Consider the following 17194-nt stretch of genomic DNA (forward strand, 5'->3'; position numbering starts at 1 on the left):
ATTGGAGGTTAATAGACTTTTTTTAAAGATGAGGGCATTTATTTAGGTTCGTAGAAGAGCGAAAACAAACCAGCCAATTATCTGCTAAATATTTAGTCGAAGCTTTATGGGTTGATACATAAGGTCTAAGTCGCTTACTTCTTTCATGCTGAATTTTATTCTTTTACACTTGTGTTCCAAGGAATCGTACCTCGGAATACATTAAAGCCTTCAAGCTTATCTGAGGTTGCAATAATGCTTCTATAATGACCGAATGAAACAATCGGTACATATTCATCTAATAAGTAGCCTTGTAATTCATCCCAAATTTCATCTGCTTTTTCCTGTGATTCTGCTGCCCTAATGGAGCTCAATAGCTCGATCATTGTTGGATCATCTGGCCACCCTGCAAAATCTGTATTTAATGCTAATAGCTGGGATGGTGTTGTGACATAACCCGTACTTGTGAAAAAGATATCCCATTTATCTGGATCTGTCATGTTTTCATTTAAAGTAGGCCAATCATAAATTTCCAGGTTGACGTTCATACCAGCTTGTTCAAGTTTTTCCTGCACAACCACTGCTGCACTGTAATGGTGATCATAATCACGAGTCGCCATCATTGTTACTTCTTCGCCATTATAACCAGCTTCCTCTAATAACTGTTTGGCTTTTTCCGCATCGCCTTGGTTATAAGAATCCTGACCATTTTCACTTACAAAATAAGCTTGTTCAGGGTTGTTATAGCTTGAATGAATATCATATAGATCTTCATGAGCAAAACTAGCTAACATAATTTGGTCCATATCTAACGCTGCATTTACAGCTTGTCTAATTGTTTGATCAACCATGATCCCTTCTTTTTTGTTGAAAAACATTGAATTTGTCCCAGACAGATAAGTGTATGTTTCAACGTTTGGTGTATCTAGTAGTTGTTCATAATTGTCAGGTGACATTTGTTCTGCAATATCATATTCGCCTGTTTGTATTCCAGCGATTCGTGTAGAAGTATCTGATACAATATGGTAATAAAGATCATCAACGAGCGCTTCCTTTTTCCCAGCATAACCGCTTGTTTCTTCTTCTGAAGCCTTGTAATCTTCAAACTTTGATAAATGAATGTACTGGTCTTGTTTCCACTCTTCAAATTTAAATGGACCTGTCCCAATCGTTTCTGTAACACCTTCTGAGGTTGCGGACTCAATTATTTCTTTTGGCATAATCGCCGCAAATTGTCCTTGCCCTGCCATCACATCTAACGTATCAGAAGCACGTTCCTGTAAATTCAATTGAACCGTATACGGATCCACTTCTTCAAATGTTGCTCCACTTAAAAGCATCTTAGCTCGAGATGATTGCTCTAACCAACGATTCATTGACGCAACCACATCTTCAGAAGTCATTTCCTTATCGTTGTGGAATTTAACACCCTCTCTTAGCTTGAATGTATAAGTTTTACCGTCATCACTTACATCAATTGATTCAGCTAACATAGGAACAGATTCATAGTTTTCATTCATTGTTACTAATGTTTCGAAAATATTTCTTGTCACATCAAGAGCTACGGTTGCTGTTGTCAAATGTGTATCAAGAGTAGGGGGCTGGGCTGCTACCGCAATATTTAATTCTCCACCACTACTTTGTTCATTATTTTCCACTTCATTATCTGGGGAAGCAGTATCATCCGTATCTGAAGAGTCTTGCTGTTCAGAACTACATGCTGCCATCACAAGTCCAAACGTGAAAATTAAGAAAAGTATACTTATCAACTTTAGTTTCATTTATATTTCTCCTCCTAGCTCTATTGCAACAATAGTCATCAACTATTATTAATAAATATTTGCAACAGATTCAGTATTTGAAGTTTTTATGGAAATTATGACTATGACATGATGTAAAAAGCTATATATTCTTGGACTATTATCACCTCTCATGGACATGTTAAACATATTTCATGAAATATGATACATTACCAGATTTGTTTAACCCGGAAGGTTATGTATTGCACTTGTTTCACCTTCCACTGGCTTATTATAAGAACGATCAATTTTAAACGCTTCAATTGAAATGGAAGGTTGCTTGCCTTGTGCTACTTCTGCCATCACCATACCTATTGCTGGAGATAAAGTAAATCCATGTCCACTAAATCCGGCGGCGATTAAATATCCTTCAACCTCTGGGATAGGACCTAGTATTGGAATATTATCGATACAATATGCTTCCGCACCATAATAAGTAAAATCAATTTCATATGCTTCTACTGCTGGCAGGAGGGAGAGCACTGTATTTCGCTGTTCTTCTAGTTCTTCCTCATTAAAGATTCCAGTATATTTGTCTGGACCTGGTTTTGTTATATAGCCTCCACCAGCTCGTATACGTCCGTCAATGGTCTGTTTAAGTGATATTTTAGTTCCTTTTGCTCCAATTGTTGGTCCTGGCAAGGTGGATAAAGGAGCCGGATATGTTGCAGACATTTGCCGAATAGAATGCTTAATTTGCGGAAGTGAAAGTCCTAATGTTTCGTGTAATGCTGGTGTCCATGCTCCAGCTGCGTTAATAACGGTGTTAGCATGTATAAATCCATTACTAGTTTCTACACCGACAACCCGATTGTTTTCTTTAACGATGGAATATACTTCTATCCCTGTGATAATTTCTGCTCCTAGACGACGTGCTTTAGAAGTATAAGCAACTGTTGTTAACAATCCATTTGCTTGACCTCCACTTGGATAGTGTATTGCTTTTGTAATAGTGGGGGAGAGAGATGGAACTAATTCATTTAATTCTGATCCAATCACAATCTTAGCTTCGATTCCATTTTTCAAATCATCTATTACTTGCTTTTCAACCTCGTCCATCATGTAGCGATCATCAAACAGCATGATTTGCCCTGCTGACCCATATTCTAAATTGGCTTCCAATTCTTCCTCTAAAGATTCCCATCGTTTAATACTTGCTTTTGCTAAATCTAACTCTCTAGGGTCACGATTATTTAATCTTATCCCACCAGCACTGGCCCTAGATGCAGCACCTTGATTAGCAATACTTCCTTTTTCTAACTGTTTTACTTTAACACCGTCACGAGCTAAGTGATAGGTTATCGATGATCCAATAACTCCTCCACCAATAACAATTACATCTGCATTCATTTCTTTGCATCCCCTTAGTTAATTTTAGAAATCTAATTAAGCAGTAATATGATGAACCACCCTGAAAACAGGAGGTTGATAAACTAAAATTCACTTTCTATTTTAGATCTTATGATTACCAGGACTATTAAAATATGCCTTGGATTGTTTAATAAGCTTTTCGATAAATAACTCTTTATTCTGCTTATGATATGCGATATAAGTATGTCGAAAGGAAAAAGGATTATCTGCTAGGTTAATCTTCATTACTTGCTTATTTTTCACTTCGTAATCAACATATGATTCTGGTAGGAAGGTTATCCCGAGATTAGATTTCACAAAAAACTTTATGAGTTCAGAATGATTCGCTTCCACCTTCGTTTTATAGGTTAGATTTAAGTCGAAAATGGCTGCTTCCACCATATTGCGGAGATTGGATCCTTCCCGATAAAGAATAAGTGTTTCAGAACATGCTTCTTCAAGTGTTACCGATTCTCTTTTGGTAAATGGGTGATGAGGTGGCACGATTAAACAAATAGGATCCTTATAAATTTCGTCAAATACTAAACTCTCATCATTCACTGTATATCTTGTAAAACCAATTTCTAATTCCTGATTTTTTAATGACTGTATGATCATATCTGAATTACTGACATAAAGATTCATTGACGAATCAAGGTTATGATTCAAATAATTGGAAAGAAAGGATGGAATCATACTTTGACAAAGTGCTAATGAAATGCCGATATTGTATGTCACATCAATTCCCATTTTCGTAACTTCGATAGCCTTCTTTCCTCTTGAATATCCCTCGAATACTTGCATGGCAAAAGGGAGAAATGTTTCTCCTGCTTTAGTTAAGTGAATCCCTTTATTGTCTCTCTTAATTAGTTTTTCACCAAGATCTTTTTCCAATTGATTCATCCGATGAGATAAAGTTGGTTGCGGAACATAAAGATTTTTTGACGCTTCTGTAAAGCTACCATAACGAATAATTTCAATAAATGATTCAATAGCATCCATATTCATATTTAATTCCACCTTGCTCTTGGCAGTTATTTATTGGCATCATTGACAATCTGAATAACATAATTCATTAAATTTTCTTTACTGTCAGATAATAACGCTTTAAACTTATTTTAAAGACTTTATTCAAATAACTCAAGAATTGCATCTTTTAGAATGATGATTGAGTTATTTGTAAAAATGATTTTAAAAGGAGATTTAGACGATGAATCAGCTAAAGCCTAATTATCCATTTTATACGTTTAAAGGAACACATAGAGAAATTGGAATATGTTTTCGTAAATGAAGAGAACCAACAAAATAAGTAATGAAGGAGGGAGCTAGTGAAGGTATGACAAAACAAATTGTAGTGCTTAGCGATTATGAACGTATTTATCCATCATCTCCTAAAGTTGCAGAGTTGGAGAAAAAAGGTTATTCCATCACTTATCATCATCACAAAATAACGGAAGAAGCAGAGGTTGTGTCCCTTTTAAAAGAGGCAGATATCGCTGTACTGATAAGAGAGCGTGTCAATCTTTCTGCTGATGTGCTTAAGAAGCTTCCTTCACTTCAAATGATTTCACAAACAGGCGGTGGAGCGGCTCATATTGATCTTGATCAAGCTGAAAAACAAGGTATCACTATTACGTTGACAGGCAGCACTTCACGTCCATCTGTTGTGGAATTAACATTTGGTCTGATGATAGCGTGTGCGCGCCAATTCACGCCTCATCAGCAAAACCTTCAGCAGGACAAATGGATCCAATATCCAGGAATGGAGTTGCAGAACAAACGTCTTGGGTTATTAGGGTACGGGAAAATTGCGAGGGAAGTAGCTTTGGTGGCTGAAAGTTTTAATATCGAAGTGGTTGCATGGAGACCAACTGGGAAAAAAGGAGATGAACATATCTCAATACTTGAACTAGAAGAAGTTCTATCCACGTCAGATATCGTCTCTGTCCATCTTAAATTAGTACCTGAATTAAGAGGCATTTTAAATCAGCAGCACTTAAACCTTATGAAAAAAGGGAGTATTTTTATAAATACCGCGCGTGGAGCTCTAGTCGACACCAAGGCGTTAGTTGAGTTATTAGAAAGCGGACATTTATACGGAGCGGGCATAGATACATTTGAAGAAGAACCTTTAGTACAGAACCCTTTTAAAAATTGCCCAAATGTTGTCTTGACGCCCCATATTGGCTATGTGACAACTGAAGTTCTTGAGCGATTTGCGGAACAATCCTTACAAAATATATTAGATCATGATCTAAAAAGTGAGATGAAATAGTGATGAATACAACGGAAGCATGTGGAATTTTTATCGAGAATTTTGAATTATCATCGGTAACTCAATCGGCAATTGAACATACAAAGAATGCAATCATCGATACGATTGGTGTAATGATAGCAGCAAAGGATGAGCCTGTTGTCACTAAGCTATTGAAATATTTAGAGCAAGCTAATCTTTTGCAGCAGGAAGGTGGACAAAGTACGATTATTCCATTCTCATATAAAACCAATGCAAGAGATGCTGCATGGGTAATGGGAACATTAGCACATGCACTAGATTTTGATGACACATCACTTGTAATGAAAGGACATCCGTCAGCAATTTTAATCCCAGCAATCCTGTCATTAGCAGAGAAATATAACCGATCGGGAAAAGAAGTGTTGGAAGGATATATATGTGGGTTGGAGGTTACTCATCAATTAGCCAAACAGCATGCAAGTCAAGGATGGCATACAACTGCAACATATGGCACGCTTGGTGCGGCAGCTGCGAGTGCGAAGATCATTGGGCTTAGTCAACAACAAATCCGTTATGCGCTTGGAATAGCAGCATCAAGTGCAAGTGGACTGCGGGCTAATTTTGGAACGATGACGAAACCACTTCATGCTGGACAGGCAGCAGCGGCAGGAGTTTTCGCCGCATTACTCGCTGAACAAGATGTAACGGCAAATTCAAACGTTCTAGAAGCTGACTTTGGCTATGGAGATGTGTTTCATCATGATCAGGATTTTGAAAATCTGTCGTTTTCAGTGGATAGCTTATATTTAGAATCGAATGGATTGAATGTTAAAATGAATCCTTCTTGTTCCATGACACATCGACCGATTGATGCTGTATTTTCACTAATCACAAAGCATCAGTTAGATCCTGAGCAGCTTGAAACAATCGAATGCTCTATTTCAAAAAGAGCGGCTTCCATTTTAAGATATCATCAACCTAAAGATGAGATGGAGGCGAAATTTAGCCTTGAATATTGTATTGCATCAGCTGTACTGAATCAGGAAGTAAGCTTAGCTCAGTTTCATGATGATCAAGTAAAGAGAACGGATATTCAAAGGATGATGAAACAGGTTATTATTTTGGCTGAAGAAGATAAGGAAGAGGAAAAGGCTACTGTGACGATCAAAACAAAGGAAGGGGATATCTATACGAAAACAGTCACCCATCCGATTGGATCAAGTCAAAAAGCTTTATCACGAGCGCAATTAAAGCAAAAATTTTCGGAATGTGTTAACCACATCATGACAGACGAACAACAGCATTCCGCATTTGCTTACTTAGAGAAGCTGGAAGAAATAGATGATATTAGAAGACTTCTTAAATCATTAACTTTGGAATTTCAAAAGAATTAACTTTTTTCCATAGAAACACCAATTTAGGTAGTAGGAGAGATAGAGATGATAACAAAAACATTGGTCAGAAATATTCTAAATACAAAGATGGAAGATATTCCGGGAGAAGTACGTGATCATGGAGTAAAGAGCTTACTTAATTGGATGGGAGTCGCGATAGGAGCAGCTCATCATCCATCCGTTGAAATGGTACTTTCATTAAAAGAAGAGCTAGAAGGGAGTAGTCAGGTATCCATTTTCGGTCGAAGTGAAAAGTGTGATCTCTTGCTAGGGGCGATGATTAACGGGATGACATCACATATTTTTGATTTTGATGATACTCATTTAGACACCATTCACCATCCAAGTGGTCCAGTTGCACCTGTTGTATTTTCACTAGCAGAGAAACACCATATAAGCCCAGCTAAAATGCTTCACGCTTTTATTTTAGGCTGTGAGGCTGAACTTAGAATTAGTAATGCGGTGTATCCGAGTCATTATCAACTTGGTTGGCATATCACAAGTTCAACTGGTGTTTTTGGGGCAGCAATCGCAGCAGGTATTATGCTTGATTTAAAGGAAGAAGAGCTTCTGTATGCGTTAGGTATTGCTGGCACTCAAGCATTTGGTTTAAGAGAAATGTTTGGAACAATGACGAAGCCATTTCATCCTGGTAAAGCAGCACAGAACGGTTTAATGGCTGCTTTATTAGCTAAAAAAGGCTTTACCAGCTCTAGACAAGTTTTAGAGGCTAAGCGAGGATTTGCAAATGTGTTAGCCCCTGAACATGATTTAGAGAAAGTCAATATCAATTGGGGCAAAGAATGGGAATTACTCAAGAACACCTTCAAACCATATGCTTGTGGGATTGTTTTACACCCTTCCATTGATGCTTGTATTAAATTAGGGAAGAAGGTTGAAGCAGAGGAGGTTGATTATATTGAGGTACATGTTAACCAATATGTGCTAGAACTGACTGGGAAGCCTAACCCACAGACAGGATTAGAAGGAAAGTTCAGCATTTACCATTCAGCAACAGTTGGGTTTTTAGAAGGTGCGGCAGGAGAGAAACAGTACTCAGATGAAATGGTAGCCTCACCTAGAATTATTGAATTTAGAAATAAAATTCGCCCAATTGTTATAGAAGAGATGAAAGAAGAAGAAGTGTATGCGAAATTAGTTAAGAAAAATGGAGAAACTATTGATATTAAAATTGAGAATGCGACAGGGAGCTATGAAAATCCACTGTCAATGGAGGCATTGGAAAGCAAATTTACTGTACTAACAGAACCAATCATAGGCAAAGAAAAAACAATTAAATTAATTGATGCTTTAAAAAATCTTGAAGCTAGTGATAGTATTGCTGAAATATTAGAAAATGCGGTTTTAAAGCCAACATGGACACAAGTAAAAGAAAAGTAAGAGACACCATGATTTGATGGGAAAACTATCAAAAAATATGACAGACACTTGGATAATGCGTATCAAACAAGGGAAACTGGGAGGATTTAGATGTACAGGATAAAGGGATTTAATCCTTAAAATGAAGATGGCGTCGGTTATCAACCCAAGGGTTAGGTAATTTGTTTCATAGAGAAAATAGGCATATTCTCAGATTTTTAGTTCTTCAATACCTCCATTTCTTGCTTGATGTATGTATTCTTTTAAATAATCGACTGAAAATTCAACAGTTTCTACCATGTGGATATGATAAATCTGTACTGGCCCCATAAAGTTAGACTAAGTATTTAAGCAGCTAATTGGCTGGTTTGTTTTCGGTATGCTACCGGATTCATCTCAGTCAATTTTGCTTTGATTCGCTTATCTGGGTAAGTCTTGAACAAAAAGAAGCATATCTAGGTAGACTTTTTACGCTTTAAGTGCAGATTCTATTTCTTTATGTATTTTTGCTGGATCTGTTTGAGGTGCAAATCGGTCAATAACTTCACCCTGTTTATTGATGAGGAACTTTGTAAAATTCCACTTAATTTGATTAGACATCAATCCCTTTGCATGCTCTGTTAAATAGATAAAGAGAGGATGCGCTTTTTCTCCTTTAACCTCTACCTTACTAAACATTTGGAAGGTAACACCATAATTTTTTTGACAAAAAGATTGGATCTCATCATTCGTACCAGGATCTTGGTTTCCAAATTGATTACATGGAAAGCCGAGAATGTCAAAACCGTCATCTTTATAGGTATCATATAATTTTTGTAAACGATCAAATTGAGGTGTAAATCCACATTGGCTTGCAGTATTGACAATTAGCAGCACTTTCCCCTTGTAATCTGAAAGAAGTTTTTCCTTCCCATCAATTGTTTCAGCTGAATATTGATAAACGGTCATAGTGACGCCTCCCTTTGTGAAAGGATAGCAAATTAGCATCCCAAATTAAAGTTATTTCAACTATTTAATCATGACAATCTTAGGAGAGCCACGATGAGTTTGCAAAATCAATCGGTCTGATAACATAGTACAATTCGTCCATTATTTAATTTATAATTAAATTTCAATTCCCTTACTTCAGTTTATTCAGAATATTATTTGACCTAAAATTCTATATTTGCTATGTTATTGATAATGCTTAATATGAGCTACTAAATCTAAATTACAGAAAAATATGTAAAGCGAGTCCTAGATTCAAACCAGTTATATAGACAGAGCTGTTGTAAAAACTCGTGTCCTTGTAACTGTTTTTTTTTTATTTTATAAAAAGCTTGATGGATTAAGCATTTTAAAGGGAGGGAGCCACAGTTCAAAACATGAAAACCTTTTGTTAATGGCATGCAACTTATAGTGCATCAAACAAAGGTAACTGGGAGGATTTAGATGTACAGGATAAAAGGATTAGGAATAATGTTTATTTTGTTTTCACTTATTGTCATCGTAGGATGCAACGCAAAATCAGATACAGGTCAAGATCAGGATACTCAACCTCAAGGTGGGGAAATAAAAGTAGCATATCCTGCTCAACCCCCTGTGCTTGATCCACATGTTAGTAACGTTATAGCGACAACAGATATTATGTCCCATGTTTACGAAACATTGCTAACCGTCGATTCTAATTATAGTGTACAGCCCATGCTTGCTGAATCATATGAACAGAGTGAAGATGGGCAAATGGTGACGTTTAAGCTTCGCGAAGGTGTATTGTTTCATAATGGTGAGGAAATGGTAGCGGATGATGTAGTCGCTTCCATGAAAAGATGGAAAGATAGTGTCGGAGCGAGAGGGCAATTTAATGAAGCAACATTCGAAGCGCAAGATGATTACACAGTTACTTTAACATTGCCAAAACCTATGTCAACGGTTTTTGTGACGATGTCTTATATAGGAGCAGGATTCCCAGCTATTATGCCAAAAGAGGTAATTGATCGCGCAAATGACACGGGTGTTGAAGAATATATTGGAACAGGTCCATATCAATTTGAAGAATGGCAACAAGATCAACAGGTTCATTTAACAAAATTTGAAGATTATCAATCTCGCGAGGAGCCCGCTAGTGGATTTGCTGGCGAAAAGGAAGCAGTAGTTGATGATTTGTTTTTTGTTTTCACACCAGATACTTCTACTCAAGTGGCTGGAATACAGTCTGGAGAATATGATATCGCGTTTGGTGTGCCTTATGATGTAGGGGATCAAATGCAAAATGAAGCCAATTTAGAAAACACTTCTTTTCCTAATGCTTATATGGCAATCCACTTTAATAAGAGAAATGGACTGTTTACCGATGTCAAGGCGCGTCAAGCAATAGCAGCAGCTTTGGATATGGAGAGCATCATGATCGCACCTTTTGCGAATGATTCATATTATTCTTTAAGCCATAATCTGATGATGTCTCATCAGAAGGGACAATGGGATAGTGAGGTTGGTGAAGATCAATATAATGTGGTAGATATAGAAAAAGCAACACAATTATTAAATGAAGCAGGTTATAATGGTGAGGAAATCACATTTATTACAACGAGAGACTATGAAGAACAATATAATGCGGCTGTCGTCATACAAGAGCAGTTAGAACGTATTGGGATGAATATAAAACTAGAAATATATGATTGGCCTTCTTTATCAGCGAAACGTGAAGATGACACCGCTTATGATATGTTTATGATGGGGAATGTTCCTGTACCAGAGCCAACGTCAAATGTATATTTAATGAGCGATTATAGTGGATGGACAGATAGCCCTGAACTTGATAATATTATTGAAGAATTTAGGGAGCAACCTTCTGTAGAGGAGGCCAAACCTGTTTATGACAAACTTCAAGAATGGTTTTGGGATTATATGCCAATTGTAAAAGTTGGCGATTACGATAAAATTGTAACACTACAAAACACTATCGAAAATTTCAAAGAACAAAATGAAAACCATCGTCTTATCCTTTGGAACGTTTCAAATAATAAATAATACAAGCATGAACAAAGACGGTCTTAATGGCCGTCTTTTATATTTGCGCCAGGGCATGATGATACACATCAATCAATAACTAGAGAAGCACAAGTTATTTATCACGTGGTAAAAGCTGAAGGAAGTGCATAGCAAAATCTTGGCTCAACGAACAGCAATCTGGTATGAAGGTCCTGTAGGCGATCAAGTCAAAAGTTAGAACAGTTTTTCTTCAATAATAAAAAAAAGTAGCACAAAACTATGCCCTTAGTTTTGCGCTACTAATGTTAGTGTGTATAGAGATAAAACAACTACTTACACATTTTAGTTTACACTTCCATCTGAACTAACTAGATTCTACAGCTATGATTAATCCACCAATCTTTACTATTTTAAGATAGTTGGTTGAACATTAGCTGGAATCGGGCAAGTATATGGATGAGCAGCTTTGAATGCTTCAAATTCTTCTCTTACTTTTTCGTAGTCTTCTTTATTATTAAATAAGTGTATTGCTGCTTTAGACATAGCTTCCGCAACTCTTAACATGCCATTATAGGCAATACTGCTTTTTCCTTGCGCCGTCATTTGCCAGGTGTGAGCAGGCGTTCCTATCGCACATGTTGCTGTAGCCACTTGAGCGGTTGGTACGACCCAACTGACATCTGCCACATCTGTAGATCCAGCCATAGATCTATCTGCTGGTGTATAAGGAGAAATTAAATCGGATACATATTTTCCTTCAAATTCACTTCCATCACCATTGTATCCATAATCTGTCATTGTTGTTAAGTAACCCTCTTGCTCATTTTCTGTTAATGATTCCCAAATACCCTTGGCAAATGCATTTTCTTCTGGAGTGGGTTCTTGCAGACTTGAATCTTTTAAACTATCATATAATATTTCTTCCAGCTTTCGATTCGGTATATAATTAGAACAGGCCTTGTCAAAACGCATCGTCATTTTTGTTTCCGTCATTAAAGCTGCACCTTCTGCAATTTTAATTACTCGTTTAAATATATCATCGACTTGATGAACTTCAGGTGCGCGAAGTAAATATAATACCTCTGCATTTGCTTGAACAACATTAGGAGAGATACCGCCAGTATTTGTCACTGCATAATGCATACGTGCTTCAGGTACAACATGTTCACGCAAATAGTTAACCCCTGAATTCATTAGCTCTACTGCATCTAACGCACTGCGTCCAAGATGTGGAGATCCTGCGGCATGTGACGACACCCCTTCAAATTGGAAATAGACTTGATAATTAGCTAAACTTGACACGCTCATAATTCCATTCATATCTGCAGGATGCCATGTTAAGGCAATATCAACCTCGTCAAAAACTCCTTCTCTTACCATATAAGTCTTTCCTGATCCACCTTCTTCAGCAGGACAACCAAAGAATTTAACCGTTCCAGGCAAATTATTTTCTTCTAAATAATTTTTGGTTGCACATGCTGCTGCAAATGCACCAACACCTAATAGGTTATGACCACAACCATGACCATTCGCATTCCCATTTGGTTTTGGGCTTGTTTCATTTGGAACCTGACCTAAACCAGATAGTGCATCATATTCTCCTAAAAATCCAATGACAGGACTACCACTTCCATAGGTTGCAACAAAGGCTGTTTCAATATTTGCAACACCCCGTTCCACTTCAAATCCTGCTTTTTCACATTCTAAAGCTAAAAATTCTGCTGATTTATATTCTGCAAATCTTAATTCTGGATGATCGAAAACATAATCACTCATTTTTGTGAATGCATCGTAATTATTTGCTAAATACTCTTTTACTTGGTCTGCTGCATTTACTCCCATTGATGAAACACTCCTTAGCTGTATATACAATTAAATATTTCATTTAAAGACTTTTATTCAGAAACTGTCACATTCCAGAAAATCGGGCCTGAAGTTGTCTCAATACCTTGTACCTTTGAACTACTTCCGTATAAAGTACTGTTACCGCCTAACTGAACAGCAGGTAGAAGTTCTTCCCAAACATAGAGCTGTAAATCATCCCATAAATCATGAGCTTCTTCTATTGTTGGTGCTGTTTCAATGGCTTTCATTGCTTCACCAACGAAATCATCATTTACTCCACCTGCCCAAGAAGAACTTAATACAAGAAGCTGTGGTGGCGTGCTAACAGTTGTAGAAGACGTAATAAATCCATCCCATTCACTTAGCTTATTATCACGTAGATCAAGCATGGTTGGCCAGTCATAGACCTCTAGTTTTACATTCATTCCAAGCTGCTTCAATTGTTCTTGAATAACGACCCCTATATTATAAAGATAGAAATAGTCACGTGTTGTAATGATTGTAAATTCTTCACCATCATACTCACTTTCTTCTAACAATTGTTTTGCTTTTTCCATGTCATTCTGATTGTAATACTCGCTTCCAGCTGTGCTTGCCCAATTGGCTATATGAACATCCATATACCCTGAGTCCAACCAATAGAAATCCTCGTTAGGATAACCAGCCATCATAATCGTTTCTGCATCTAGAGCCGTATTAATAGCTTGACGTAATTTAAAATCAGATGCTGGACCCTCCACATTGTTTAAACCTAATAGATTATTGGCTTCTGGTTCAAGGATTGTTTCGAGATTTGGGTCATTTTGTAATTGTTCATAGTTATCTAAAGGCACACCATAAACAAAGTCATATTCACCCGTTTGTAATCCAGTTAATCGTGTAGAAGGGTCAGTTACGATATGAAAATAGATCTCATCTACTAATGCTTCTCTTTTTCCAGCCAAGCCATCTGGTTCCATATCGAGAGGCTGATAATCTTCATATTTTTCAAATTTAATATAGTTATCTTGTTGCCATTCTACAAATTTATATGGACCTGTCCCAATATATTCTGTGACACCTTCAGCTGGAGCAGAATCGACAATCTCTTTTGGCATAATTGCTGCTCCTTGTTTAGATGTGGCAATGGTGTCTAAAACAAGAGCAGAAGGGGACTGTAATTCTAGTACAACGGTATAGTCATCTTCAGCCGTCCATGTTGCACCATTAAAGATATTTCCTGTTATTGATGATTTTTCCAACCAACGTTCCATAGAAGCAATAACATCTTCAGCAATCATTTCTTCTCCATTATGAAATAGGATGCCTTGTCTTAAATGGAATGTAAATGTTTGATTGTCCTCGGTTTCAATGGATTCAGCCAACATTGGTACTGGACTAAATTCAGAGTCGGTTGTCACAAGACTTTCAAAGATAAGTCTAGATGTATCACGAGCATTTGTTGCCGTGCTTGTTGGTTGATCAAGTGAAGGTGGGGAAGCATCAACGGCAATGTTTAATGTTCCGCCAGCCTCTTGTTCGTTGTTCGTATTATTATCGGATGTATCTGAACTACATGCGACAGCAAATAATAAAGAAACGAACATTATCATAAATAGCCCTTTTCGTATATTTAACCCCATTATTTTTCTCTCCTTAGTAAGTTATAATTTTAAAAATGTTTCCATAATCATTTCCGAAATATTACATACGAGAGACGATGGTTATTAACACATAATTTTTTTAGCGGTCTTTTGTAAAATGCATGTTGAGAAAATATCGTTTTAAAAAAACGATAATATTTTTCCTATAAGCATAAGGGAATAAAAATACTTTCAATTTGATGATAATCAAGTATGACTTAAAATTTTTCCTTAAAGTCATATATACATTCAAAAAAGGAGGACAAAAAGACCCAAGTCACCTAAATTGTGACGTCCCGGGATTGTGCAGGATGTGCTGATTACTGTAAAGCGCACAAAATATGTACGTAAGCAATTTCAGCACTAACGAAGAAATTCGATGTGTCTTTTTTTACGCTGTTTTTTGAATAACCTTTATGAGTTATTCATTTATTAAAACAAAACTTCTTTATTCAACCTCTATAATGAACTTGACCATCTGATCTCAGTGCATTATTTAAGTGTCACACTTGTCTCTGATGTATATCTCGGATTGTAAAAGACCAGTCTGGTTTTTTAAAACTATGGTGTGTATTTTTAACCAGATCTTTAAGTAGATTAGATTATCATACCCCCATTCTTTTTCTACAGTACATTTTCGTGCTAATGTCCCAAGCATGTAGCAAGTTCAATTTTTTACACAATTAATATACTAAACTTCATAAATTTGCATGTCAAATTAGCAATTCAGTGAAAGTGGTGCCAATTTCCTAATGCTTTCATATAAATAGAGAAGAAAAAAATTTAAAACGCTACAAATTTTAAATAGAAGAGGGGGGAAGGAAGGGTGATTCCTATTGTTTTGGCTTACATAAGTTTCTTTCAACTAACTAGATTAGGTAATGGAATTTATGAGATTATCAAACCTTTGAATGAAGACCTACAACGCTAAAAAACAAGAGATTTTTTCCATAAAATACCGCTTGATCGCATAGTAAGATTTTGAAGGAAGTATATATTTTAAAAAGATAGAGATAGGAAATTATATAAATTCCCCATCTCTATCTATTTATAATTAGATTCTATATGATTAGTCTAATCTACCCTCTAGCTAGATTTAATCAATCTTTAAAATATTTGGTCGAACATCAGCTGGGATTGGACAAGTATATGGATTGGCTGCTTTAAATGCTGCGAATTCTTGCTGTACTTTTTCCAAATCCTCTTCATTATTTAATAAATGTATAGCTGTTTTTGCCATTGCCTCAGCGGATCTTAGCATTCCTTTATGTGCAAAGCTGCTTTTTCCTTGTGTAACCATTTGCCATGTATGCGCAGGAGTTCCGAGTGCACATGTTGCTGCAGCCAATTGAGCCGTAGGAACAACCCAGCTTACATCGGATACATCTGTGGATCCAGCCATCGCCTGATCAGAAGGAGTATAAGGTGAAATTAAATCGGATAAATATTTCCCCTTAAATTCACTACCATCTCCATTATAGCCAAAGTTTTCTGCCATTTTTAAGAAACTCTCTTGTTCACCTGGAGTTAAAGATTCCCAAATTCCCTTGGCAAATGCGTTCTCTTCTGGAGTTGGTTCCTCCACATTTGATTCTTTTAAGCTATTATATAAAAGTTTTTCTAAATGACGATTAGGAATATAGTTCGAGCATGCTTTATCAAAGCGAATGGACATCTTTGTTTCTGTCATCAATGCAGCACCTTCGGCAATTTTCACAACACGTTTAAATATATCATCAACTTGTTTTACTTTTGGTGCTCGAATTAAATATAATACCTCTGCAATTGGCTGAACAACATTAGGTGAAATTCCTCCAGCATTTGTAATCGCATAATGCATACGTGCTTCGGGTACAACATGTTCACGTAAATAGTTTACTCCTGAATTCATAAGTTCTACAGCATCTAACGCACTTCGTCCAAGGTGAGGAGAGGCCGCAGCGTGTGAGGAAATCCCTTCAAATTGGAAATATACTTGATAGTTTGCAAGGCTTGATTGACTCATGATGCCGTTTGAATCTGCTGGATGCCATGTTAAGGCAATATCAACTCCATCAAAGACACCTTCTCGCACCATAAATGTTTTTCCTGATCCACCTTCTTCTCCAGGACAACCAAAGAATTTAACCGTTCCAGGCAAATTATTTTCTTCTAAATAATTTTTTGTTGCACATGCAGCAGCAAATGCACCAACACCTAATAAATTATGGCCACAACCATGACCATTAGCATTCCCGTCTGGTTTCGGACTTGTCTCATCTGGTACTTGGCCTAAACCAGATAATGCGTCATACTCTCCTAAAAAACCAATGACTGGTGATCCGCTTCCATAGGTTGCGACGAAGGCTGTTTCAATATTTGCCACACCACGCTCCACTTCAAATCCTGCCTTTTCACATTCTGAAGCTAAAAATTCCGTTGATTTATACTCTACAAATCTTAATTCTGGATGATCAAAAACATAATCACTTATTTTCGTAAATGTCTCTCGCTGATTTGCTATATATTCCCTTACGTGATCTGTTGTACTTACTCCCATTGATAAAATTCCTCCTTAGATGTATAAAAAATTTAAAAAAATCCGTATCTATTTAGCAGGGAAGGGATGATTGTTTATTG

Annotated in this window: 11 protein-coding genes; 4 read left to right on the forward strand and 7 right to left on the reverse strand. The window is 36.8% G+C overall.

Annotated elements, in window-relative coordinates:
- Nucleotides 1-155: 155 nt before the first annotated feature.
- The 3 genes from AB4Y30_RS06355 to AB4Y30_RS06365 form a co-directional block, all read right to left on the reverse strand.
- Complete coding sequence (locus AB4Y30_RS06355; RefSeq protein ID WP_368654647.1) at nt 156-1760, reverse strand: ABC transporter substrate-binding protein; 1605 nt, start codon at nt 1758-1760, stop codon at nt 156-158.
- A gap of 201 nt (nt 1761-1961) precedes the next feature.
- Nucleotides 1962-3128 (reverse strand): NAD(P)/FAD-dependent oxidoreductase, encoded by a 1167-nt coding sequence (locus AB4Y30_RS06360; RefSeq protein ID WP_368654648.1) that lies wholly within the window; start codon nt 3126-3128, stop codon nt 1962-1964.
- A 102-nt stretch (nt 3129-3230) separates the two neighbouring features.
- A complete protein-coding gene (locus AB4Y30_RS06365) occupies nt 3231-4136 on the reverse strand; it encodes a LysR family transcriptional regulator (RefSeq protein ID WP_368654649.1) in 906 nt (301 codons plus the stop codon).
- Between the two features lie 328 nt (nt 4137-4464).
- Between AB4Y30_RS06365 and AB4Y30_RS06370 the strand changes: the two genes are divergently transcribed.
- From AB4Y30_RS06370 to AB4Y30_RS06380, 3 genes are read left to right on the forward strand one after another with little or no spacing between them, the layout of a single operon-like run.
- Nucleotides 4465-5403, forward strand: a complete 939-nt coding sequence (locus tag AB4Y30_RS06370) for an NAD(P)-dependent oxidoreductase (RefSeq protein WP_368654650.1) — start codon at nt 4465-4467, stop codon at nt 5401-5403.
- A gap of 2 nt (nt 5404-5405) precedes the next feature.
- The gene (locus tag AB4Y30_RS06375; protein ID WP_368655181.1) at nt 5406-6758 is read left to right on the forward strand and encodes an MmgE/PrpD family protein; all 1353 of its coding nucleotides are present in this window, start codon (nt 5406-5408) and stop codon (nt 6756-6758) included.
- Between the two features lie 45 nt (nt 6759-6803).
- The gene (locus tag AB4Y30_RS06380) at nt 6804-8159 is read left to right on the forward strand and encodes an MmgE/PrpD family protein (RefSeq protein ID WP_368654651.1); all 1356 of its coding nucleotides are present in this window, start codon (nt 6804-6806) and stop codon (nt 8157-8159) included.
- A gap of 447 nt (nt 8160-8606) precedes the next feature.
- Here the strand turns inward: AB4Y30_RS06380 and AB4Y30_RS06385 are convergent, their stop codons facing one another.
- The gene (locus tag AB4Y30_RS06385; RefSeq protein WP_368654652.1) at nt 8607-9086 is read right to left on the reverse strand and encodes a glutathione peroxidase; all 480 of its coding nucleotides are present in this window, start codon (nt 9084-9086) and stop codon (nt 8607-8609) included.
- Nucleotides 9087-9569: 483 nt separating this feature from the next.
- Between AB4Y30_RS06385 and AB4Y30_RS06390 the strand changes: the two genes are divergently transcribed.
- The gene (locus AB4Y30_RS06390) at nt 9570-11147 is read left to right on the forward strand and encodes an ABC transporter substrate-binding protein (RefSeq protein ID WP_368654653.1); all 1578 of its coding nucleotides are present in this window, start codon (nt 9570-9572) and stop codon (nt 11145-11147) included.
- A 366-nt stretch (nt 11148-11513) separates the two neighbouring features.
- Here AB4Y30_RS06390 and AB4Y30_RS06395 read toward each other — a convergent pair whose 3' ends face one another.
- From AB4Y30_RS06395 to AB4Y30_RS06405, 3 genes are all read right to left on the reverse strand, one after another.
- Nucleotides 11514-12950 carry a M20 family metallopeptidase gene (locus AB4Y30_RS06395; RefSeq protein ID WP_368654654.1) on the reverse strand — a complete coding sequence of 479 codons (1437 nt, stop codon included), beginning with the start codon at nt 12948-12950 and terminating at the stop codon, nt 11514-11516.
- Nucleotides 12951-13003: 53 nt separating this feature from the next.
- Nucleotides 13004-14575, reverse strand: coding sequence for an ABC transporter substrate-binding protein (locus AB4Y30_RS06400; protein WP_368654655.1), 1572 nt, complete (start codon nt 14573-14575; stop codon nt 13004-13006).
- 1096 nt (nt 14576-15671) lie between these two features.
- A complete protein-coding gene (locus AB4Y30_RS06405; RefSeq protein ID WP_368654656.1) occupies nt 15672-17114 on the reverse strand; it encodes a M20 family metallopeptidase in 1443 nt (480 codons plus the stop codon).
- Between the last annotated feature and the right edge of the window lie 80 nt (nt 17115-17194).

The organism is Ornithinibacillus sp. 4-3, from assembly GCF_040958695.1.
Classification (GTDB): Bacteria; Bacillota; Bacilli; order Bacillales; family Amphibacillaceae; genus CALAMD01.